The organism is Rhodobacter sp. (assembly GCA_020637515.1).
In the GTDB taxonomy this organism is placed as follows: domain Bacteria; phylum Pseudomonadota; class Alphaproteobacteria; order Rhodobacterales; family Rhodobacteraceae; genus Pararhodobacter.
This window is the reverse complement of record JACKKG010000001.1, coordinates 306,213-328,080: the sequence shown is the minus strand read 5'-3', so window position 1 is coordinate 328,080 and position 21,868 is coordinate 306,213. Positions and strand designations below refer to the sequence as shown.

Annotated in this window: 17 protein-coding genes; 10 read left to right on the top strand and 7 right to left on the bottom strand. The window is 67.5% G+C overall.

What is annotated here, in order from left to right; all coding sequences use genetic code 11:
* Nucleotides 1-128: 128 nt before the first annotated feature.
* Both H6900_01620 and H6900_01615 read right to left on the bottom strand, forming a co-directional pair.
* Entirely contained in the window at nt 129-2,021 is a 1,893-nt protein-coding gene (locus tag H6900_01620) for a propionyl-CoA synthetase (GenBank protein MCC0071966.1), read from the bottom strand.
* A 213-nt stretch (nt 2,022-2,234) separates the two neighbouring features.
* Entirely contained in the window at nt 2,235-4,526 is a 2,292-nt protein-coding gene (locus H6900_01615) for an NADP-dependent malic enzyme (GenBank protein MCC0071965.1), read from the bottom strand.
* 136 nt (nt 4,527-4,662) lie between these two features.
* On the opposite strand from H6900_01615, the gene H6900_01610 reads away from it, so the two are divergent.
* The 8 genes from H6900_01610 (at nt 4,663) to H6900_01575 (ending at nt 13,047) form a co-directional block, all read left to right on the top strand.
* A complete protein-coding gene (locus tag H6900_01610) occupies nt 4,663-5,748 on the top strand; it encodes a cupin (protein ID MCC0071964.1) in 1,086 nt (361 codons plus the stop codon).
* 33 nt (nt 5,749-5,781) lie between these two features.
* Nucleotides 5,782-7,290 (top strand): asparagine synthase (glutamine-hydrolyzing), encoded by a 1,509-nt coding sequence (gene asnB / locus H6900_01605; GenBank protein MCC0071963.1) that lies wholly within the window; start codon nt 5,782-5,784, stop codon nt 7,288-7,290.
* A 94-nt stretch (nt 7,291-7,384) separates the two neighbouring features.
* Complete coding sequence (locus tag H6900_01600; protein MCC0071962.1) at nt 7,385-7,777, top strand: cytidine deaminase; 393 nt, start codon at nt 7,385-7,387, stop codon at nt 7,775-7,777.
* Nucleotides 7,777-9,078 (top strand): thymidine phosphorylase, encoded by a 1,302-nt coding sequence (locus H6900_01595; GenBank protein MCC0071961.1) that lies wholly within the window; start codon nt 7,777-7,779, stop codon nt 9,076-9,078. The genes H6900_01600 and H6900_01595 overlap by 1 nt, the downstream gene beginning before the upstream one ends.
* Nucleotides 9,075-10,268 carry a phosphopentomutase gene (locus H6900_01590; GenBank protein ID MCC0071960.1) on the top strand — a complete coding sequence of 398 codons (1,194 nt, stop codon included), beginning with the start codon at nt 9,075-9,077 and terminating at the stop codon, nt 10,266-10,268. Before H6900_01595 ends, H6900_01590 begins: the two co-directional genes overlap by 4 nt.
* The gene (locus tag H6900_01585; GenBank protein ID MCC0071959.1) at nt 10,265-11,263 is read left to right on the top strand and encodes an adenosine deaminase; all 999 of its coding nucleotides are present in this window, start codon (nt 10,265-10,267) and stop codon (nt 11,261-11,263) included. The genes H6900_01590 and H6900_01585 overlap by 4 nt, the downstream gene beginning before the upstream one ends.
* Nucleotides 11,260-11,892, top strand: coding sequence for a uracil phosphoribosyltransferase (gene upp, locus H6900_01580; protein ID MCC0071958.1), 633 nt, complete (start codon nt 11,260-11,262; stop codon nt 11,890-11,892). The genes H6900_01585 and upp overlap by 4 nt, the downstream gene beginning before the upstream one ends.
* A 69-nt stretch (nt 11,893-11,961) precedes the next feature.
* Nucleotides 11,962-13,047, top strand: a complete 1,086-nt coding sequence (locus H6900_01575) for an SPOR domain-containing protein (protein ID MCC0071957.1) — start codon at nt 11,962-11,964, stop codon at nt 13,045-13,047.
* Between the two features lie 45 nt (nt 13,048-13,092).
* Here the strand turns inward: H6900_01575 and H6900_01570 are convergent, their stop codons facing one another.
* Nucleotides 13,093-14,118, bottom strand: coding sequence for a hypothetical protein (locus tag H6900_01570; GenBank protein ID MCC0071956.1), 1,026 nt, complete (start codon nt 14,116-14,118; stop codon nt 13,093-13,095).
* A 197-nt stretch (nt 14,119-14,315) separates the two neighbouring features.
* On the bottom strand, nt 14,316-15,938 hold the full coding sequence (locus tag H6900_01565) for an AMP-binding protein (GenBank protein MCC0071955.1): 1,623 nt from the start codon (nt 15,936-15,938) through the stop codon (nt 14,316-14,318).
* A gap of 83 nt (nt 15,939-16,021) precedes the next feature.
* On the opposite strand from H6900_01565, the gene H6900_01560 reads away from it, so the two are divergent.
* Complete coding sequence (locus tag H6900_01560) at nt 16,022-16,933, top strand: DMT family transporter (GenBank protein MCC0071954.1); 912 nt, start codon at nt 16,022-16,024, stop codon at nt 16,931-16,933.
* 212 nt (nt 16,934-17,145) lie between these two features.
* Entirely contained in the window at nt 17,146-17,841 is a 696-nt protein-coding gene (locus H6900_01555; protein MCC0071953.1) for a Hint domain-containing protein, read from the top strand.
* A gap of 91 nt (nt 17,842-17,932) precedes the next feature.
* Here H6900_01555 and H6900_01550 read toward each other — a convergent pair whose 3' ends face one another.
* The 3 genes from H6900_01550 to H6900_01540 are packed head-to-tail and all read right to left on the bottom strand — an operon-like array spanning nt 17,933 to nt 21,866.
* Complete coding sequence (locus H6900_01550) at nt 17,933-20,128, bottom strand: enoyl-CoA hydratase/isomerase family protein (GenBank protein ID MCC0071952.1); 2,196 nt, start codon at nt 20,126-20,128, stop codon at nt 17,933-17,935.
* 25 nt (nt 20,129-20,153) lie between these two features.
* Nucleotides 20,154-20,651: a hypothetical protein gene (locus tag H6900_01545; GenBank protein ID MCC0071951.1), complete on the bottom strand. Its 498-nt coding sequence runs from the start codon at nt 20,649-20,651 to the stop codon at nt 20,154-20,156.
* A 3-nt stretch (nt 20,652-20,654) separates the two neighbouring features.
* Nucleotides 20,655-21,866, bottom strand: a complete 1,212-nt coding sequence (locus tag H6900_01540) for an acetyl-CoA C-acetyltransferase (protein MCC0071950.1) — start codon at nt 21,864-21,866, stop codon at nt 20,655-20,657.
* Nucleotides 21,867-21,868 lie beyond the last annotated feature (2 nt).

Below are 21,868 nucleotides of genomic sequence, written 5' to 3'. Positions count from 1 at the left end.
ACCCTTGCACGAGATTGCGGCGGAACCGTGGCACAATCAAGGGATGAATCCCGGTTTTCACATGCGAACGCCCCGAACACTTGCGTGACGGGGCGTTACCTTTGCAATGTCGCGGGTTCGACCCTGGGTCAGCCGCCGGCGTATCCCAGGGTTTTCAGCGCAACGGCGATCTCGTCCAGAATCGCCGGGTCGTCGATCGTGGCGGGCATCTTGAATTCTTCGCCATCGGCGATCTTGGCCATCGTGGCGCGCAGGATCTTGCCCGAGCGCGTCTTGGGCAGGCGATCCACCACCACGGCCAGCTTGAACGCCGCGACCGGGCCGATCCGGTCGCGCACAAGGTTCACGCTTTCGCGCACGACCTCGTCGTGGGGCCGGTTGGTGCCCTTGTTCAGGCACAGAAAGCCCAGCGGCACCTGCCCCTTCAGATCGTCCGCCACGCCGATCACCGCGCATTCACCGACATCGGGGTGACTGGCCAGGACCTCTTCCATCGCGCCGGTGGACAGCCGGTGCCCGGCGACGTTGATGACATCGTCGGTGCGGGCCATGATGTAAACATAGCCGTCCGCGTCGATATAGCCGGCGTCGCCCGTCTCGTAATAGCCGGGGAAATGGTCGAGATAGGACTTGCGAAAGCGCGCCTCGGCGTTCCACAGGTTCGGCAGGGTGCCGGGGGGAAGGGGCAGCTTGATGGCAATGGCGCCCAGGGTGCCCGGCGCGAGCGGGTGGCCGCCCTCGTCCAGCACGCGCACGTCATAGCCCGGCATCGGCACCGAGGGGCTGCCGACCTTGACGGGCAGCGGCTCCAGCCCTTGCGGGTTGCCGCAGATCGCCCAGCCGGTTTCGGTCTGCCACCAGTGGTCGATCACCGGCACGCCCAGTTTCGCGGCGGCCCAGTTCACCGTGTCGGGGTCCGCACGTTCCCCCGCCAGGAACAGTGCGCGCAGGCTCGAGGTGTCGTATTTCTTCAGGAATTCGCCCTTGGGGTCCTCGCGCTTGATGGCGCGAAAGGCGGTGGGCGCGGTGAAGAAGCTGACCACCTTGTTCTGGTCGATCACCCGCCAGAAGGTGCCCGCATCGGGCGTGCCCACGGGTTTGCCCTCGAACACGATGGTCGTGGCGCCGTGGATCAGCGGGCCATAGACGATATAACTGTGCCCCACGACCCAGCCCACGTCCGAGGCCGACCAGAAGACCTCGCCGGGGTTGACGTTGTAGAGGTTCTTCATCGTCCAGGCCAGCGCGACCAGGTGGCCGCCCGTCGCGCGCATCACGCCCTTGGGCTGGCCGGTGGTGCCGCTGGTATACAGGATATAGGCCGGGTGATCGCCGCGCACCGGAACGCAGGCGGCCGGTTCGACCCCGAACTGGAATTCGTGCCAGTCCAGATCGCGCCCCTGGGTCAGATGGGCCACCTCCTGTTCGCGCTGATAGATCACGCAGAAATCGGGTTTGTGGCTGGCCATGTCGATCGCGCCGTCGAGCAGAGGCTTGTAATGCACCACGCGGCCCGGTTCGATGCCGCAACTCGCTGCGATGATCGCCTTTGGCGTGGCGTCGTCGATGCGGGTCGCCAGTTCGCGCGCCGCAAAGCCGCCGAACACCACGGAATGGATCGCGCCCAGCCGCGCGCAGGCCAGCATCGCCTCCAGCGCCTGGGGGATCATCGGCATGTAGATGATGACCCGGTCACCCTTTTCGATGCCCTGGGCCTTTAGCGCGCCGGCCAGGCTGCTCACCCGTTCGAGCAGTTCGGCATAGGTGATTTCCTGCCGCACATGGGTGACGGGGCTGTCGTAGATGATGGCGGTCTGGTTGCCGCGCCCTTGGGCGACATGGCGGTCCACGGCATTCCAGCAGGTGTTGACCTCGGCGTCCTTGAACCATTCGTAGATGGGGGCGTTTTCGGCGAACAGGGCCCGGGTCGGCGGGGTGTCCCAGTCGATGGCCTGCGCCTGGTCCAGCCAGAAGCTGTCGGGGTTGTCGATCGAGCGGCGGTAAACGTCGGCGTAACTCATGGGACCCTCCTCCTCGGTGGGGTCAGTTACGCCGGGTCATGGCGCCGTTGCAACGCTGTTACCGCAGGACAGGGCCGGGGTGCGGCAAAAAGGTTTGCAGATTTCGCCGCGCATGCTGGCTAATTTTTGCAAAACGGCCTCGCTGGCCGCGCGGGCGCGCCGGACCGGGCAGAGTTTGCAAACTTTGCCCGGCCTGTTAGCACGCCCCCCGACTCAGCCGTAATGCGACACCGGGGTGCCGGCGATGGCGGCCATGTTCAGCAGGCCGCGCGCGGTGATCGAGGGCGTCACGATATGCGCCTTGTTGCCCATGCCCATCAGGATCGGGCCCACCTCCAACCCGCTGGCGCGGGTCTTCAGGATGTTGCGCACGGCGCTGGCGGCGTCGGTGTTGGCAAAGACCAGGATATTCGCCGCCCCTCCCATCCGCGAGCGCGGGAAGATTCTTTCCCGCAGCTCGGGGTCCAGGGCCGCATCGACCGCCATTTCCCCCTCGTATTCGAAATCCAGGCCCGAGGCGTCGAGGATCTCCAGCGCCTCGCGCATCCGCCGACCCGAGGATGTGTCCAGGGTGCCGAATTGCGAATGCGAACACAGCGCGACCTTGGGCTGCACACCGAAACGGCGGGCATGGCGGGCGGCGCCGATAACGGTTTCGGCGATCTGCGCGCCCGTCGGTTCGGGGTTGACCTGGGTGTCGGCGATGAACAGCGGCCCCTCGGTCTGGATGATGAGGCTGAGCGCACCCACCGGGCAAAGGCCGTCGCGGGCCAGAACCTGGCGCACATAGTTCAGGTGCCACAGGTATTGGCCAAAGGCGCCGCAGATCAGGCTGTCGGCCTCGCCCCGGTGGACCATGACCGCACCGATGGCGGTGGTGTTGGTGCGCAGGATCGCCTTGGCGGTGTCAGGGGTGACGCCGCGCCGTTCCATCAACCCGTGATAGGTTTCCCAATAGTCGCGATAGCGGGGGTCGTTCTCGGGGTTGACCACCTCGAACTCGCGGCCCGGGCGGATCGGCAGGCCATAGCGTTCGCAGCGGCGTTCGATCACCTCGGGGCGGCCGATGAGGATCGGCACCTCGGTGGTTTCCTCCATGATGGCCTGGGCGGCGCGCAGCACGCGCTCGTCCTCGCCCTCGGCAAAGACGATCCGGCGCGAGGCGATGCGCGCGCTTTCGAACACCGGGCGCATCAGCATGGCCGAGCGGAACACGGACTGATCCAGCCCGCGCTTGTAAGCGTCCAGATCCGCCAGCGGCCGCGCCGCGACGCCGGTTTCCATCGCCGCCCGCGCGACCGAACTGGCGACCACGCCCATCAGCCGCGGGTCAAAGGGTTTGGGGATCAGATACTGGCGGCCAAAGGACAGCTTTTCGCCCTGATAGGCGGCCGCGGCCTCGGCCGAGGTGGTGGCGCGCGCCAGTTTGGCGATCCCCTCGACGCAGGCGACCTCCATCGCGTCGTTGATTTCGGACGCGCCCACATCCAGCGCGCCGCGGAAAATGAACGGGAAGCACAGGACGTTGTTCACCTGGTTCGGATAGTCCGAACGCCCGGTGGCGACGATGGCGCCGGGGGCGACCGCGGCCACCTCGTCGGGCATGATTTCGGGCGTGGGGTTGGCCAGCGCAAAGACGATGGGATCGTCGGCCATGCGGGCGACCATCTCGGGCTTCAGCACACCGGGGCCGGACAGGCCCAGGAACAGGTCGGCGCCCTCGATTACCTGATCCAGCGTGCGCAGGTCGGTGGGCTGGGCGAAGGCGGCCTTTTCGGGGTTCATGTCCTGTTCGCGGCCTTCGAAAACCAGGCCGTGGATGTCGCACAGCCAGACGTTCTCGCGCCGGACGCCCAGTTTCAGCAGCATGTTCAGGCAGGCGATGCCCGCCGCGCCGCCGCCGGTCGAGACGACCTTGATCTGGTCAAAGCTGCGGCCCGTCAGCCTGAGCGCGTTCACCGCCGCCGCGCCGACCACGATCGCCGTGCCGTGCTGATCGTCATGGAACACCGGAATGCCCATGCGTTCGCGGCACAGGCGTTCGACGATGAAACAGTCGGGCGCCTTGATGTCCTCGAGGTTGATCGCGCCGAATGTCGGCTCAAGCGCGCAGACGATATCGGCCAGCTTGTAAGGGTCGGGTTCGTTCACCTCGATGTCGAAACAGTCGATGTTGGCGAACTTCTTGAAGAGCACCGCCTTGCCCTCCATCACCGGCTTCGATGCCAGCGCGCCAATGTTGCCCAGCCCCAGCACGGCGGTGCCGTTCGTCACCACCGCCACCAGATTGCCCCGCGAGGTGTAGCGCGCGGCCGTGGCGGGGTCGGCCTTGATCTCGAGGCAGGCCTCGGCGACGCCGGGGGAATAGGCGCGGCTCAGGTCGCGGCCGTTGGCCAGCGGCTTGGTCGCGCGGATTTCCAGTTTTCCGGGGCGCGGAAACTCGTGGTAGAACAGCGCCGCCTGGCGCGCGGCCTGTTTCACATCGTCCTTGTGCGCTTCGTCCATGAGGCCCTCCACAATTTGGTTCAGCATTAAACCATTTTCCGCAAAACGCCAGTCCTGCATTCTTCGCGGTGGCTGAAGCACTCTCTTGCAAAGCCGAAGACAGGGGGCCAGACTGCCGGTAAACGCGAGGCCCTGCATGACCGATACCCGTGCCGAAATCCGCCTGCCAACCAACGAGTTGCGCGACGACATCCCGTTCTACACCAAGGTCCTGGGCCTGCGGATGGACATGATCTATCCCGCCGACGATCCGCAGGTGGCTGTGTTCTCGGGGCACGGGTTGCGGCTGCGGATCGAAAAGGGCGCGCCCGAAGGGCCCGGCACGATTCGCCTGCTGACCGACTCGCCGGACGCGTTCGCCGGGGGGCAGCGCGTGTTGACCGCGCCCAACGGCACCCGGATCGAGATCGACGAACTGAACCCGCCGCTGGTCCTGCCCGCGACCGAGCACGCCTTTGTCGTGCGTCGCATGGCCGATCAGGCGCCCTGGGTCATCGGCCGCGCCGGCATGAACTATCGCGACCTGGTGCCCAGCCGGCTGGGCGGCGCGATGATCGCCAGCCACATTCGCATCCCGGGCGGCGGTCCGGTGCCCGACATGGTGCATTTTCACAAGGTCGGCTTTCAGCTGATCTTCTGCGTCAACGGCTGGGTCGATGTGCTGTATGAGGACCAGGGCGGGATGCGTCGCCTGACGCCGGGCGACTGCTTCATCCAGCCGCCCGAGATCCGCCACCGCGTCTGTCATTCGGGCGACGATGTCGAGGTCATCGAAATCGGTGTCCCGGCCGAGCATGTCACCGAAATCGACCACGCGATGAACCTGCCGACGCCGCAGCAGCGCCCGGATCGGGAATGGAACGGGCAGCGGTTCGTGCACAGTCTGGCTGCCGACGGGGTGTTCCGCCCCTTTCGCCTGCCCGGGTTCGAGGCCCGCGATACCACGATCGACGCGAACACCCGGGGCGTCGCCTCGGTCATGGTGGCGCGGCCGGACGGCCAGCCAACCGCGTGGACGCGCCACAAGGGCGACATCCTGTTCACCTATGTGATGGCCGGCGGCCTGGTGCTCGAGGGCGAGGGCAAGGACCCTTTCCGCCTGGAAAAGGGCGACGGGTTCGTCATTCCGCCGGGCATGGCGACGCGCTACGCGCAGCCGACCGCGGATCTGCAATTGCTGGAAGTGACCCTGCCGGGGAACCCGGAAACCGAGGTTCTGTAACCTTTGTGCGACGCATGAGAACGGGAGTTTGGCATGTGCGGAATCGTGTGCCTTTGGAACTGCGGGGACGAGGCGCTGGCCTCGACCATGATCCGCAAGATTTCCCATCGTGGCCCTGACGCGACCGAGGTCGTGCGTGCGCCTCATGGCGTCATCATGGCGCATTGCCGCCTGTCCATCATCGGCCCGGACGACGGCCGCCAGCCGATCATCCAGCAAGACGACATGCTGGTGGTGAACGGCGAGATCTACAACCACCGCGACCTGCGGGCGATCCTGGGGGGTGAGCGGTTCCGCTCGGCCTCGGACAGCGAGACGGTGCTGCACCTGAAACGCACCGACGCCCCGCGTTGGGTGGCGCGTCTGGACGGCATGTTCGCTTTCATCCTGGCCGAACCCGGGCGCTTCATGGCCGCGCGCGATCCGCTGGGGATCAAACCGCTCTATGTTGCGCGGATCGGCGAAGGGCTGGCCCTGGCGTCCGAGTTGAAGGCCTTTGACGGTCTGGGCGTCACCGATGTGCGCGCGGTCGGCCCCGGGTGCCTGTATGACAGTGCCCTGGGCGAACGCCGCTGGTTCCGTATGCCGCAAGGCGCGGCCGAGCCCGAGCCGGGCCTGGATATCGACGGCACCGCGCAGGAATTGCGCCGCGTGCTGGACGAGGCGGTTGCAAAGTGGATGGTCGCGGATGTCGAGGTCGGCAGCTTTCTGTCCGGCGGGCTGGACAGCTCGATCATTGCCGCCATCGCCGCCCGGCAGTCGAGCCGCCCGTTGAAAACCTTCTCGGTCGGCACGGCGGGAAGCGCGGATCTGCTGGCGGCGCGCCGGGTGGCGGCGCATATCGGCGCGGATCATCACGAATACGCCTTTACCCCCGCCGATGTCGCGCGCGTCCTGCCGCATGTGATCTATCACCTGGAAAGCGCGGATGTGGATCTGGTGCGCTCGGCGGTGCCCACGCATTTCGCCGCGAAGCTGGCCGCGCAGCACGTCAAGGCGGTGCTGACGGGCGAGGGGGCGGATGAACTGTTCGCCGGCTACACTTATCACCACGCCTATGTGGATCACCCGCGCGCGCTGGCCGACGAACTGACCCGCAGCCTGGGGACGATGCACAACATCAACCTGCAACGGGTGGACCGGGTGACGATGGCGGAATCGCTCGAGGCGCGCACCCCCTTCCTGGACCGCGATCTGATCGCCTTTTCGCAGTCGATCCCGGCAACGCTGAAGATGCGCCGCACCGAGGGCCTCGAAAGCACCGGCCCCACGACCGAGAAATGGATCCTGCGCAAGGCTTGCGCCGATCTTCTGCCGCATGACCTGGTGTGGCGCAAAAAGGCGCAGTTCGACGAGGGGTCTGGCACCGTCGATGCCCTGGGCGAGGCATTGCAGATTGTCGCCGGCGTGGATCAGCCACTGGACCGCGCCGCCGAGGGGGCGCTGTATCGCCGCTTGCTGGAACAAGCCTATCACGAGCCCGCTTTCATCCTGGCCAACGCCGGCACCTGGGACAGCGACGCACGGGTGCGCGCCGCCTGATCGGGGCGCGCGGCGGGCGGCGGCGGGGCTTGCCATTGGCGAGCCCCGCGCGCAAACTCGGACCAGAAGGTCAATTTTTCACGACGAGGTTGCGATGTCCCTGCTCGATCAGGCCAGAACGGTGCGGGAACGGGCCTGGGTGCCCTATTCCCGCTTCAAGGTTGGCGCCGCCATCTTGGCCGAATCCGGCGCGGTCTACGTCGGCTGCAATGTCGAGAACGTCGCCTATCCGCAAGGCACCTGTGCCGAGGCCGGGGCCATCGCCGCCATGGTCGCGGGCGGCGACACCCGCATCCGTGAGGTGGTGGTGGTGGCTGACAGCTCGACGCCGACACCGCCCTGCGGGGGCTGCCGCCAGAAGCTGCGCGAATTCGCCGGACCCGAGGTCACGGTCACCATGGCCACGCTCGACGGGGCGCGCCTGACGATGACGATGGACCAGTTGCTGCCCGGTGCCTTTGGCGCCGATCACATGGACCGCGCCTGATGGACGCACGATCGGTCATCGCCTCGGTTCGCGACGGGTGCGCCCGACCGGACGGGCTGGCCTGGTTCGCCCGCGGGCTGGCCGACGGCACCGTGACCGATGCGCAGGCCGGGGCCTTTGCCATGGCCGTGCTGCTGAAGGGGCTGGGGGACGAGGGCCGCGTGGCATTGACCCGCGCCATGCGCGACAGTGGCGACCGGCTGCGCTGGGACCTGCCCGGCCCGGTGGTGGACAAGCATTCGACCGGCGGGGTCGGGGATTCCATCAGCCTGCTGCTGGCCCCGGCGCTGGCGTGCTGCGGCGTCTACGTGCCGATGGTCTCGGGGCGGGGGTTGGGTCACACCGGCGGCACGCTGGACAAGCTGGAATCCATTCCCGGCTTTACCGTGGACACGGGCGAGCCGCGCCTCAGGGCCCTGATGCGCGAGGTCGGGTGCGCGATCGTCTCGGCCTCGGGCCGGATCGCGCCGGCGGACCGGCGGCTTTACGCGATCCGGGACGTGACGGGGACGGTGGAATCGGTCGATCTGATCACCGCGTCGATCCTGTCGAAAAAGCTGGCCGCCGGGCTGGGCGCGCTGGTGCTGGACGTCAAGGTCGGCTCGGGCGCTTTTCTGCCTGCGCTGGAACAGGCGCGCACGCTGGCCCGTGCCCTGGTGGACACCGCGAATGGCGCGGGGTGCCGCACCTCGGCGCTGGTGACCGACATGGACCGCCCGTTGGCGCGGACCGCCGGCAACGCGCTCGAGGTGGCCGAGGTGATGGATACGCTGACCGGCCGCGCGGTGACCCCCCGGCTGGTGGACCTGACCGTCGCATTGGGTGGCGAGATTCTGGCGCTGTGCGGCCAGACCCCGGACGCGACGCAGGGCGCCGCGCGGATCCGGGCGGTGCTGACCGATGGCCGGGCCGTCGAACGGTTCGGCCGCATGGTCGTGGCGCAGGGTGGCCCGGCCGATTTCGTGGACCGCTACGCCACGCTTCTGCGCCCGGCCCCGGTGATCCGGCCCGTGCCGGCCCCGGCCCCGGGCACGATTGCCGCCATCGACACCCGCGCCGTGGGCGAAGCGGTGGTGCATCTGGGCGGCGGGCGGCTCAGGGGGGGCGACCCGGTGGATCCGCGCGTGGGGTTCTCGGACCTGGCCGCGCCGGGCGACGCGGTCGGCCCCGACCGGCCGCTGGCCCTGGTCCACGCCGCCGATCCCGCTGGCGCCGAGGCCGCCATCGCCGCGCTTCAGGCCGCCGTCCGCATGGGCGAGGCCCCCGCGCCCGTGGCCCTGGTGCAGGAGCGCATCGCATGAGCCGGGCCTTTGTCGTCGTTCTCGATTCTGTCGGATGTGGCGGTGCGCCTGACGCGGATCGCTTCTTCAACGAGGACCGCCCCGATACCGGTGCGAACACGCTGGGCCACATCGCCCGGGTGCGCGCCGAGGCCGGGCGCCCGCTGCGCCTGCCCACGCTTGACGGGTTGGGGCTGGGCCGCGCGGTGACGCTGGCCTCGGGGTTGGTGCCGCCGGGCCTGGGCGCCGTGCCGCGCGGTCGCTGGGGCGCCGCAACCGAGGTGAGCCAGGGCAAGGATACGCCCTCGGGACATTGGGAACTGGCGGGGGTGCCGGTGCCCTGGGACTGGACCTATTTCCCCAACACCGAGCCCGCGTTCGACGCCGCGCTGGTGGCCGAGGTCTGCCGCCGCGCCGGGACCGAGGGCATCCTGGGCAATTGCCACGCCTCGGGCATCGCCATCATGAACCGGCTGGGCGCCGAGCATATGCGCACGGGTTGGCCGATCTGCTACACCTCGGCCGACAGCGTGTTCCAGATCGCCGCGCACGAGGACAGCTTCGGGCTGGAGCGGCTGATCCGCCTGTGCCAGGACCTGGCGCCCGTGTTGCACGCCCGTCGCGTCGGCCGGGTGATCGCGCGGCCCTTTGTCGGCGCGCCCGGGGCATTCCAGCGCACCGGAAACCGGCGCGATTTTGCCATCGCGCCGCCGAAACCCGCGCTGATGGACTGGGCGCAGGCCGATGGCCGGGTGGTCCACGCCATCGGCAAGATCGGCGACATCTTCTCGCATCGTGGGGTCAGCCACCTGCACAAGGGCAAAAGCGACGCCGATCTGGTTGAGCACCTGCTCAGGCTGGCCGATCAGGCCGAGGACGGCGCGCTGATCTTTTGCAATCTGGTCGAGTTCGACTCGCTTTATGGTCACCCCCGCAACGTCGAAGGCTATGCGCAGGCATTGGAAACCTTCGATGCGGCGGCGGCCGATTTCCTGGCGCGCCTGCGTCCGGGCGATATCGCCCTGTTCACCGCCGACCATGGCAACGACCCCACCTGGACCGGCACCGACCACACCCGTGAACGGGTGCCGGTTCTGGTCGCGGGCGCGGGCACGGGCGAGATCGGGCTGTGCGCTTTTGTCGATGTCGCGGCCTCGGTCGCGACCCATTTGGGGCTGTCGGAAACCGGTCCCGGAAGGAGCTTTCTTTGACGGACCGTATCGATCCCGCCTTGCCCAAGGTGGAACTGCACCTGCATTTCGAAGGCGCCGCGCCGCCGGCCTTTATCCGTGGGCTGGCAAAGGAAAAGAACCTTGATATTTCAAGGATCTTCACCGAAGACGGCGGTTATGCCTATCGCGATTTCTGGCATTTCCTCGAGGTTTACGAGGCCGCCACGACGACCTTGCAGACGCCCGAGGATTTCGGCCGCCTGACCACCGCGGTGCTGGAAGAACGCGCCAGGGACGGGGTGATCTATGCCGAAACCTTCCTGTCGCCCGATTTCTGCGGCGGCGGCGATGTGGGCGCATGGAAGGAATACCTGCACGCCATCCACGAGGCCGCGTTGCACGCCGAACGGACCATGGGCATCACGCTCAGGGGGATCATCACACCGATCCGCCACTTTGGCCCCGAGAAATCGCGCCCGATCGCCCGCTGCGCGGCGGAAACGGCGGGCGCGTTCATTACCGGCTTCGGCATCGCGGGCGATGAAAAGCAGTTCAACCCGCGCGATTTTACCTGGGCCTTCGACTGCGCGCGCGAAGCCGGGCTCAGGCTGACGGCCCATGCCGGCGAATGGGGCGGCCCCGACAGCGTGCGCGACGCGCTGGATCATCTGCGCCCCGAACGTATCGGCCACGGTGTCCGCGCGATCGAGGACCTCGCGCTGGTCGATCGGCTGGCCGAGGACGCTGTCACGCTCGAGGTTTGCCCGGGATCGAACGTCTTTCTGGGCATCTATCCGACCTTTGCCGACCACCCCGTGGCGCGGCTCAGGGATCGCGGGGTGCGCGTGTCGCTGTCCACCGACGATCCGCCGTTCTTTCACACCACGCTGACGCGGGAATACGACGCCCTCGCGCAAGCCTTTGGCTGGACAGAGGAAGATTTCCGCGCGATCAATCTCGATGCGGCCCGGGCCGCGTTCTGCGACGCGGGCACCCGCAATCGCATCATCCAGACCATCGAGGGCCGCGCATGACCGAACACCTGACCGTCGTCACCCATCCCCTGGTGCAGCACAAGCTCAGCATCATGCGCGACAAGGCGACCTCGACCTCGAAGTTTCGCCAGTTGCTGCGCGAGATCTCGATGCTGTTGGCCTATGAGGTGACGCGCGACCTGCCCCTGACGACGGTCAGGATCGAAACCCCGCTGTGCCCGATGGATGCGCCCATGCTCGAGGGGCGCAAGCTGGCGCTGGTGTCGATCCTGCGCGCGGGCAACGGGCTGCTGGACGGAATTCTGGAACTGATCCCTGCGGCGCGGGTCGGTTTTGTCGGCCTCTACCGTGACCCCGAGACGCTGACGCCCGTGCAATACTATTGCAAACTGCCCCCCGATCTGGCGGAACGCTGGACGATCGTGGTGGACCCGATGCTGGCGACTGGCAATTCCTCGGCCGCGGCGATCGACCTGATCAAGGCGCAGGGCGCCAGGAATGTCATCTTCCTGTGCCTGCTGGCGGCGCCCGAGGGGGTCGAACGGATGCGGCAGGCCCACCCCGACGTGCGCATCGTCACCGCCGCGCTGGACGATCACCTGAACGACCACGGCTATATCGTGCCCGGGCTGGGCGATGCCGGTGACCGGATGTTCGGCACCAAGTGACCGGAACTTAAGGCTTTACTCCACGTCGCCGCCGTTGCATCCTTGGCTCAAGGTAACAGGGGGTTGATAATGGTTGCCAAAATTCTTTCCACGGCGGCGGTAGCCGTGGTCCTCTCGGCGGCGATGGCCCAGGCGCAAGCCGGCCGCACGCCGGCTGAAATCCCGCCTGCCAGCTACACGCAGTCGCAGTATGTCGACTCGAACGGTTGCGTGTTCATTCGTGCCGGCTTCAACGGGGCCACCTCGTGGGTGCCGCGGTATGGCGATGACCGTCGCCCGATGTGCGGGTTCGAACCCAGCGCCCCGTCGGGGGCCGCGCGGGTCGCGGCCGCCACGCCGGCACCGGTGACCGTGCGCGCGGCCTCGCCCGCCCGGACCGCGACCGCCGCTGCGGCGACCGCGCCGGCGCGCGTCCGCACCGCGCAGGCCGCCCCCGCGACGGGCCGCCGCAACGCCCCCTGGTCCGTCCCGCCCGAGCAAGGGCGCAGCCGCCCTGCGCAGGTCTATCAGGCTCAGGCCAGCGCGCTGGATCGCCGCTGGAGCTTCTATGACCAGACCGGCCCGTCGCCCTGCACCAATTATTCGCCCCACAGCCAGCTCTACGCCGTGCCCTCGCCCGTGCGCCCCGATCTGCCGTTGCGCTGCGGTCCGCAGGCTGAACACCCGGCCGACGCGCTGCGCCAGCAGTCGCCCAACGGTGGCCAGTGGCAGCCCTGGGACGGCGCGAACCCCTATCCCGCGCCCGACAACAACGTCTACATGCTGCCCCCGCCCTATGCGCCGCGCTGGCCCGAGCCCTACCTCCACGGCGCCTCGGTGCAGCCGCAGCGGGCCGCGCCGCGTGCGCGGGTGTCCACCATGGGCACCACTGCGCCGATCGACAGCCGCGCCAGCCGTCGCGATACAACGCCGACGGGCGGACACATGAGCAACGGCCAGTATGTCCAGGTCGGCACCTTCGGGGTCGCGGCGAATGCACGCGCCACGATCTCGCGGCTGCAAGCCCAGGGAATGCCGGTCGCCACCGGGCAGGCCACCAGCGGCGGCCGCCAGGTGCAGGTCGTGCTGGCCGGGCCGTTCTCGTCGCGTGCGGAACTCAGCGCCGCGCTGGGTGCGGCGCGCGCTTTGGGCTATTCCGACGCCTATATCCGCTGATCGCGGCCCCCCGCGCGTCCCCCTCGTGCCCCGGGCATGAGGGGGTCAGTTTGCGCAGATGCCTTGCACCGTCAGCCACTCGCCGTCACTGAGCAGCCGCTCGCCCGTGCGTGGCGCCGTCGCCGTGCGATCCGCCAGACGCTGCGCCAATTCCTGCCACCCATCGGGAAGCGACAGCGCATAGGCGGTCGATGAGACGCCCAATCCGTCCAGCCAGCCGCCCAGGGCCTCGGCCTCGGGCATCGCGGGCGGGCGGGCGAACCGTTGCAGCGCATACCCCCTCAGGGCATCCTCGGCCAAGGTTCCGGTGACCAGCAGCGTCACTGTGGCCCGGGTGCCGGCATAGTGCAGCGCCTCGATCAACGGATCATGGGCCTCAATGTCCAGGGCCTCGGCCGCCAGCCATCCGGCCAGCGCCTCGCCGCTGTCCAGGCGCGAGACAAGGTCGTCGCCCAGCACGATCTGCCGCCCGGGAAGCGAGGCGATCTCGAACCCCGGCACGCCGCTGACCACGCTGACCCGCCAATCGGCACCCAGAACACGGGTGCGCAGCGTGGCCAGCGCCTGCCGCCCCTCGGGGTTGGCGCAAAGGCGCGCGCTTGCGGCGGATAATGTCATGCCATCCAGCGCCTCGCGGCCGATCTGCGCACGCATCGCCGGCGGCACGATTGCGGCGGTGCGCTCGACCAGGACACCCGGAACCCACAGCGCCGCGGCGACGGCCAAAACGGCCACGGCGCCGATCATGCCCAGGCGCAACCAGCGCGTCGGAGGGCGGGGGGCCAGCGCGCTGTGGATCGTTTCCAGCGCCTCGATCAGCAAGGCGTCGTCGATTTCCAGCGTCTCGCCTTCGCTTTCGATCGAGGGGGCATAGACCGCCGGACGCGTGCCCCGCGTCAGGCGCTGCACGGCGGGCAGGGACCAATGGCTCAAGGCCTGCCCGGACCGCGTGTCGGCGATCATCAGGCTGGATTCACCCAGCGACACGACCACATCGCGCCGCTGGGCATCGGCTCCGGCACGCCAGACACCGGGCCCTTCGAGCCGCGCGTATTTTTCAAGCGCCGTCATGCCTCAGTGCCGTCCCGGTTCTCTTGCTGCGGGTTTGCCCCATGCTACCGCACCCCGGGCCCCGGCACCAGAGACGGGCCCTTCACCACTGCTTCATCGTGTCGAAACCGGGCCACGGGGTTTCCCAAGGGGGGCGTGCCCCCCTTGGGGCGGGGGTGCGGGGGCGGCAGCCCCCGCTGCCTGCTCACGCCGCCTTCTCACAGGGTCCTTGCCAACGCACGCAATTCGAACTTCTGAATCTTTCCGGTCGAGGTCTTGGGCAATTCGTGGAACACGATGCGTTTCGGTGTCTTGAACCCGGCGAGACGCTCGCGGCAAAAAGCGATCAACTCGGCCTCGGTGGCTTCAGCGCCGGCTTTCAACTCGAAAAAGGCGCAGGGCACCTCGCCCCATTTGTCGTCCGGCTTCGCCACCACCGCGCACAACGAGACCGCCGGGTGATGCGCCAGCGCGCCCTCGACTTCGACCGAACTCACATTCTCGCCACCCGAGATGATGATGTCCTTCGAGCGGTCCGCGATCTTGATATAGCCATCCTCGTGCCGGAACGCGATGTCGCCCGAATGGAAATAGCCGCCGTCAAAGGCTGCGCGCGTCGCCTCGGGGTTGCGGAAATAGCCCTTCATCACGCCGTTGCCGCGATGCATGATCTCACCAAGCGCGGCCCCATCGCGGGGCACGGGGCGCATCTGCGGGTCCAGCACCGTGATGTCTTCCATGAAGGGCATCAGCACGCCGGTGCGCGCCTTGACGGCGGCGCGTTCGGCCTGCGGCAGGGCGTCGAACCCCTCGTGCCAGGTGCATTCGGTGGCGGGGCCGTAGGTTTCGGTCAGGCCATAGACCTGGGTGACATTGAAGCCCAGCGGCTCGATCGCGGCCAGCGTCGCCGCCGGGGGCGGGGCCCCGGCCGTGAACACCTCGACCACATGGTCAAAGGGGAGGCGTTCGGCCTCGTTGGCGCCGACGATGGTGTTCAGCACGATCGGCGCGCCGCCGAAATGAGTGGCCTTTTCCTGTGCGACAGCCTGGTAGATCCCGCGCGCGGTGATGTCGCGCAGGCAGATCACCGCGCCCCCCAGGGCCGGGATCATCCAGGGGTGGCACCAGGCGTTGCAGTGAAACATGGGCACGATGGTCAGATAGCGCGGATACAGCGTCATCCGCCAGCTGATCGGCTGGCTCAGCGTGCTGAGATAGGCGCCCCGGTGGTGATAGACCACGCCCTTGGGCCGCCCGGTCGTGCCGCTGGTATAGTTCAGCGCCAGCGATTCCCATTCGTCCTGCGGCATGACCCAGGCCCAGGCGGGATCGCCGCCCGCGAGCAGGTCCTCATAGATGAGGTGGCGCCCGCTTGCGGCAACGCCGGCCTGTTCGTCGGGCACCTCGATGATGCGCGGGCCACCGCCGATGATGATGCAGGCCCGTTCGACCAGATCGACCAGCGAGGAATCCACCAGTGCGACCTTGGCGCCGGCGTGTTCCAGGATATAGGCGACCGTATCCAGATCCAGTCGCGTGTTGATCGCGTTCAGGATGGCGCCGCAGGCGGGCACGCCGAAATGGGCCTCGGCATGCGCGGGGATATTGGGCAAGAGCGTGGCGACAACGTCGCCCGGCTTGACCCCCAACCCCGCCAGCGCCGACGCCAGCCGCGAAACGCGCGCGTGATAGGCGCGATAGGTCCAGCGCTGCGTGCCATAGACCAGTGCCTCGCGGTCGGCAAAGATGTCGGCGGCGCGCTGCAGATGCGACAACGGCGTCAGAGGCACATAATTGGCCGCGCATTTGTCCAGTCCCGATTCATCCGCCAGCCAGCCCATCGCGTGCTCCCTCTTGCCAAGCGCAGGTTCCTCTGATTGGGCATATTGGCGGCCTTTGGCGCCGCCGGAAAGGGGCCTCGAACATGACCGACACGCCGAGCAACCACACGCTGGCCGCAGGTGGCACGGTTCTGGTCTATGCGCTGCTCATCGGTTTCACCGACAATTTCGTGCGTCTCATCGCCGCCGATGTCGGTCTGTGGCAGTTCCACGCGATGCGCACGGCCATGGCGGCGGCGTTGTTCGTGCTGGCCGCGCGGCCCTTGCGGTTGCGTCTGGCGGCGCGCGACACGCGCGCGCTGGCGCTGCGTTCGGCGATTCACGCCGGCGCGATGCTGATCTATTTCGGTTGCCTGGCCTTTCTGAGCGTGGCGCAGACCGCGGCGGGCCTGTTCACCGCGCCCATTTTCGTGCTGATCTTTTCGCGCTTCTGGTTCGGCCATGCGCTGGGGCCGGTGCGGATCGCGGCCGTGGCGCTGGGCTTTCTGGGCGTGGTGCTGGTGCTGCAACCCGGCGCGGACTCGCCGCTGGGCTGGGCCAGCCTGCTGCCGGTCGGGGCGGGGGCGCTTTATGCGCTGGGCAATCTGGCGACGCGCGAATGGTGCCCGCAGGAAAGCGCCGCGGCGATGACCTTGGGGTTCTTCCTGGCGCTGGGCGTTGCGGGTGTTGCGGGCCTGGCGGGATTGGCGCTGTGGCACCCGGCGGTTCCGGCCGGCGCCGAGGGGTTCATCCTGCGCGGCTGGGTTCTGCCGAACGGCCAGGTCCTGTTCTGGACCTTTGTGCAGGCGGCCGGGTCGATGGTTGCCGTGGGCTGCATGGTCAAGGCCTATCAACTGGCCGAGGCCAGCCGGGTGTCGATCTTCGAATATGTCATCCTGCCGATCTCGGCCGCATGGAGCTGGTTTCTATGGGGCGAAACTATCGCCGCGGTTGCATGGGTGGGCATGGGGTTGATCGTTGCTGCCGGTGTGATGATCGCGGTGCGCGGACGCTGAGGTCGCGCCATTTCCCTGTCATCTGGAACCAATCCCCAAACCTTGGGGGTATTGTTCGCCATATTTCGCCGGAAATGGCCCCAATGTGGCCGTTTCAACGGATCGGTTTCTGAAAAGATCACCAATTTACCTTAATCGTTCCCCGTCTTCGCCACCTCCCGGCGGTTGTATGGACCCATCGAATGCAAACGGTGTTCACGAAAGGACAGACCATGTTGCAGAGTTGGATGGGTGGTTTGAGTGATTTCCGGGCGACAATTCCCTTTGCGTTTGCCGATCGCGGCAATGCCTGGGACGGGACCTTTGACGCCGCCAGTGACGCAGGCATGGGCCGGAACGATTCCGGTTCGGTCGCCGAGGGCCTGATCGCCGGCTCGCTGGTCGCGACCGATCTGGGTTGGCTGCCGGTCGAGGATCTGCGCCCCGGGGATCGGGTGGTGACCTTCGATCACGGGATGCAGCTGCTGAAATCGGTTTCGGTCTCGACCTTGTGGACCGCCGCGCATGATGCCCCCCGGGCGGCCTGGCCGTTGCAGATCCCGGCTCGGGCTTTGGGCAACCGAACCGAAATGCGGGTGTTGCCCGAACAGGCGCTGCTGATCGAATCCGACGAGGCCGAGGCCCTGTATGGCGACGCTTTCACGGTGGTGTCCGCCGGAGCTCTGGACGGTTTCCGCGGGATTTCCCGGGTTCCCCCGGCGCGCGAAATCACGACGGTGACGCTGGAATTCGACGGCGACGAAGTGGTCTATGTGAACGGCACGCTGCTGGCCCATTGCCCCGCGCGCCACACCGAGACCGTGCGCACCGCCGAGGAACTGATGGCCTGGGGATCGCACGGCACGTATCAGCGCCTGACCGAGGCGCAAAGCCGCCGCCTGGTCGCCGCGATGCACGCCGCGCACTGATCCCGGCACCGGAACGTGAAAAGGGCCCCGCGGGGCCCTTTTCCATTGTTCGTTCGGCGGGCACGCACGGATGCCCCGGGGCGACGGCGCCTCAGGCCGCGGTCTGCACCGCGTTCGCACCGTAGAAGGTCTGCCCCTTGGCTGCCATGTCGCGCAGCATCTGCGGGCAGGCGAACCGCTTGCCGTAGCGCGCCGAGAGGTCGTCACAGATCGCCACGGCCTTGGCCGCGCCGATGATGTCCAGCCAACCAAAGGGACCGCCCGACCAGGGAGCAAAGCCCCAGCCCAGGATCGCGCCCACGTCGCCCTCGCGGATGTCCTCGAGAACGCCTTCTTCCAGCGCGCGCACGGCCTCCAGCACCTGCGCCATCATCAGGCGGTTCTGAACGTCGGTCAGGTCGGCGCCGTCCTGCGCGGGATACTTCTGGCCAAAGCCCTTCCAGTAACCCAGGCGCTTGCCGGCCGCGTCATAGTCAAAGAACCCGGCCTTGGTCTTGCGGCCCAGGCGGCCCTCGTCCACCATCCAGAACACCACCTCGTCCACGGCGTCGTCGGGATAGTCGTTGCCCATCGCCGCCTTGGTCGCCTTGGCGATCTTGGCCCCCAGATCGAGCGAGGTCTCATCGACCAGTTGCAGCGGCCCCACCGGGAAGCCCAGCAACTGCGCGGCGTGATCGACCATCGGCATCGGCGTGCCTTCGGCGGCCAGGCGCATCCCCTCGTTGATATAGGGAATGATGCAGCGGTTGGCATAGAAGAACCGCGCATCGTTCACCACGATCGGCGTCTTGCGGATCTGGCGCACATAGTCCAGCGCCTTGGCCACCGCGCGCGGGCCGGTCTGGGCGCCCTTGATGATCTCGACCAGCAGCATCTTGTCCACCGGGCTGAAGAAGTGGATGCCGATGAACTGTTCCGGCCGCTTCGAGGCCTGCGCCAGCGAGGTGATCGGCAGGGTCGAGGTGTTCGAGGCATAGATCGCCGTTTCCGGGATCACGGCCTCGGCCTTGGCGGTGACTTCGGCCTTGACCTTGGGGTCCTCGAACACCGCCTCGACGATCAGGTCGCAGCCCTGAAGATCGGCGTAATCGGTCGTCGTGGTGATCTGGCCCAGCAGCCTGGCTTTCTTTTCCTCGGTGCTGCGGCCGCGCTTGATCGCCTTGTCCAGGATGCCGGTGGAATAGGCCTTGCCGCGTTCCGCCGCCTCGATGGTGGAATCGAGCAGCACGACCTCGATGCCGGCCGCCGCACTGACATAGGCAATACCCGCGCCCATCATGCCGGCGCCCAGAACGCCCACCTTGGACACCTTTTCGTCGGGCACGTCGGGGCGGTTCGCGCCCTTCTCGAGCGCGCCCTTGTTCAGGAACAGGCTGCGGATCATCGCGCTGGACGACGGGTTCATCAGCACGCTGACGAAATGCCGGGCCTCGATCCTGAGCGCGGTGTCGAAGGGCACCTGCAACCCCTCGTAGACGGCCGACAGCAGCGCCTTGGCGGCGGGATAGACGCCCCAGGTGTTGGCGTGCACCATGACCGAGGCCCCGACGAAGGTCGGGAAGCCGGGGGCCGAATAGGGGGCGCCGCCAGGCACCTTGTATCCCTTGGTATCCCAGGGCTTGACCAGGTCGGCGTCCTTGGCGCCCAGCACCCAGGCCTTGGCGGCGGCCATCAGCTGATCGGCGGGAACGACCTCGTCGATGACGCCGGCGGCCTTGGCCTTGGCCGGGTTGTTCGACTTGCCTTCCAGCAGCAGCGGCGCGGCGGCCATGGCGCCCAGTTTCCACGACAGGCGCGTGGTGCCGCCGGCGCCGGGGAAGATGCCGACCTTGATTTCCGGCAGGCCGATCTGCGCGCGGGGGTTGTCGGCGGCAAAGATGCGGTGGCACGACAACGGCAGTTCCAGACCGATGCCCATTGCGGTGCCGGGCAGGGCGGCGGCGATCGGCTTGCCGCCCTTTTGCGTCTTGCGGTCCATGCCGGCCAGCTCGATCTTCCTGAGCAGCGCGTGCATCGCCATGATGCCGTCGAACAGGCCCTGCGCCGGATTGTCGCCGGCGTTGTCGCGCATGTCGGCCAGCACGTTCAGGTCCATGCCGCCGGCAAAGTCGGCCTTGCCCGAGGTGATGACGACGCCCTTGACGGCCGCGTCGGCCAGCGCCCTGTCAACGCAGGCCTCCAACTCGCGCAGGCCCTCAAAGGACATGACGTTCATGGATTTCCCGGGCACGTCCCAGGTGATGGTGGCGACGCCGTCGGCGTCCAGGGCATAATGGAATTCAGTCATCTCGATTTCCTTGGATCAGGGACTGTCAGGACGGTGCGCCGTCACGGCGCCGTCCCGAATTGAGGGGTTTGAAGGCCAGCGCCTGCGCGGCCACGAACTCGGCGCTGAGCAATTCCATCTCGTCGCAGGCCAGATCGCTTCGCAGCCAAAGCAGTTTCCAGCCCTCGGGATGGCGCAGCAGGACCATCCGGTTTCCGAACCGCCGGGGCGGGCGACCGTCGCCAAAATGCCATTCGGTGGTGTGCCGGCCAGAGATGAGGTCCGGCATGCCCCGAACCACCACCGCGTCGTCGCACCATTCGCGTTCGTCGGTGATCCCTTCGGCTTGCAGGCGATGAACATAGTCCTGCAAGGCTAGGTCCAGCTCCTCGCTCGACGTGATGACGATCGACCGGTCGGCCATCGCAATCTGCGACGGAATGGCAAAGCGCGCGAGCAACCCGCGCAGGTCGCCCGAGAACGCCGCACGCGACGCTGCCCTCAGATGGGCTTCGTAGACGGCGCGTGCGTCGATCCCGGCCATGGGTCAGACCCGTTCGATGATCGTCGCGGCACCCATGCCCGAGCCGATGCACAGCGTCGCCAGGCCCGTGCCCTTGCCAGTGCGCTCCAGCTCGTCCAGCAGCGTGCCGATGATGATCGCGCCGGTCGCACCCAGCGGGTGGCCCATGGCGATCGCGCCGCCGTTGACGTTGACCTTCGCATGATCGACGCCGAACGCCTGTTCAAAGCGCAAGACGACCGCGGCAAAGGCCTCGTTCACTTCGAACAGGTCGATGTCGCCGATCCCCATGCCGCTTTCGCGCAGGATCTTTTCGGTGACCGGCACCGGCCCGGTCAACATGATCGTCGGATCGGTGCCGATCTTGGCGGTGGCGCGAATGCGGGCGCGCGGTTTCAGGCCGAATTTCTCGCCGAATTCCTTGTTGCCGATCAGAATCGCCGCCGCCCCATCCACGATCCCCGACGAATTGCCGGCGTGGTGGATATGCTCGATCCGTTCGAGTTCGGGGTATTTCATCAGCGCGATCTTGTCGAAACCGGGCATCACCTCGCCCATGTCCTTGAAGCTGGGCTTCAAGGCGCCAAGGCTCTGCATGTCGGTCTCGGGGCGCATGAACTCGTCGCGGTCCAGGATCATCAGCCCGTTGATGTCGCGAACCGCAACGATGGACCGCGAAAAGCGGCCGTCCGCCCAGGCGGCGGCGGCGCGCTTCTGGCTTTCCACCGCCATCGCGTCCGCCATGTCACGGGTAAAGCCGTATTTCGTGGCGATAATGTCGGCGCTGATGCCCTGCGGCACGAAATAGTTGTCGATGGCGATCTGCGGATCGACCGCGATCGCGCCGCCGTCCGAACCCATCGGCACCCGGCTCATGCACTCGACGCCCCCGGCGACATAGGCCATGCCGGCCCCGCCCCGCACCTGGTTGGCGGCCATGTTCACGGCCTCCAGCCCCGAGGCGCAGAAGCGGTTCACGCTGACGCCCGGCACGCATTCGTCGAAATCCGACGCCAGCACCGCGGTGCGGGCCAGACAGGCGCCCTGCTCGCCGACCTGGGTGACGTTGCCCCAGATCACGTCCTCGATGGCGCGGGTGTCGAGGTCGTTGCGCTCCTTGATCGCGTTCAGCGCGATGGCGCTGAGTCGGGCCGCGGTGACCTCGTGCAGGCTGCCGTCCTTGCGGCCCTTGCCGCGCACGGTGCGGGCGGCGTCATAGATATAGGCTTCAGTCATCA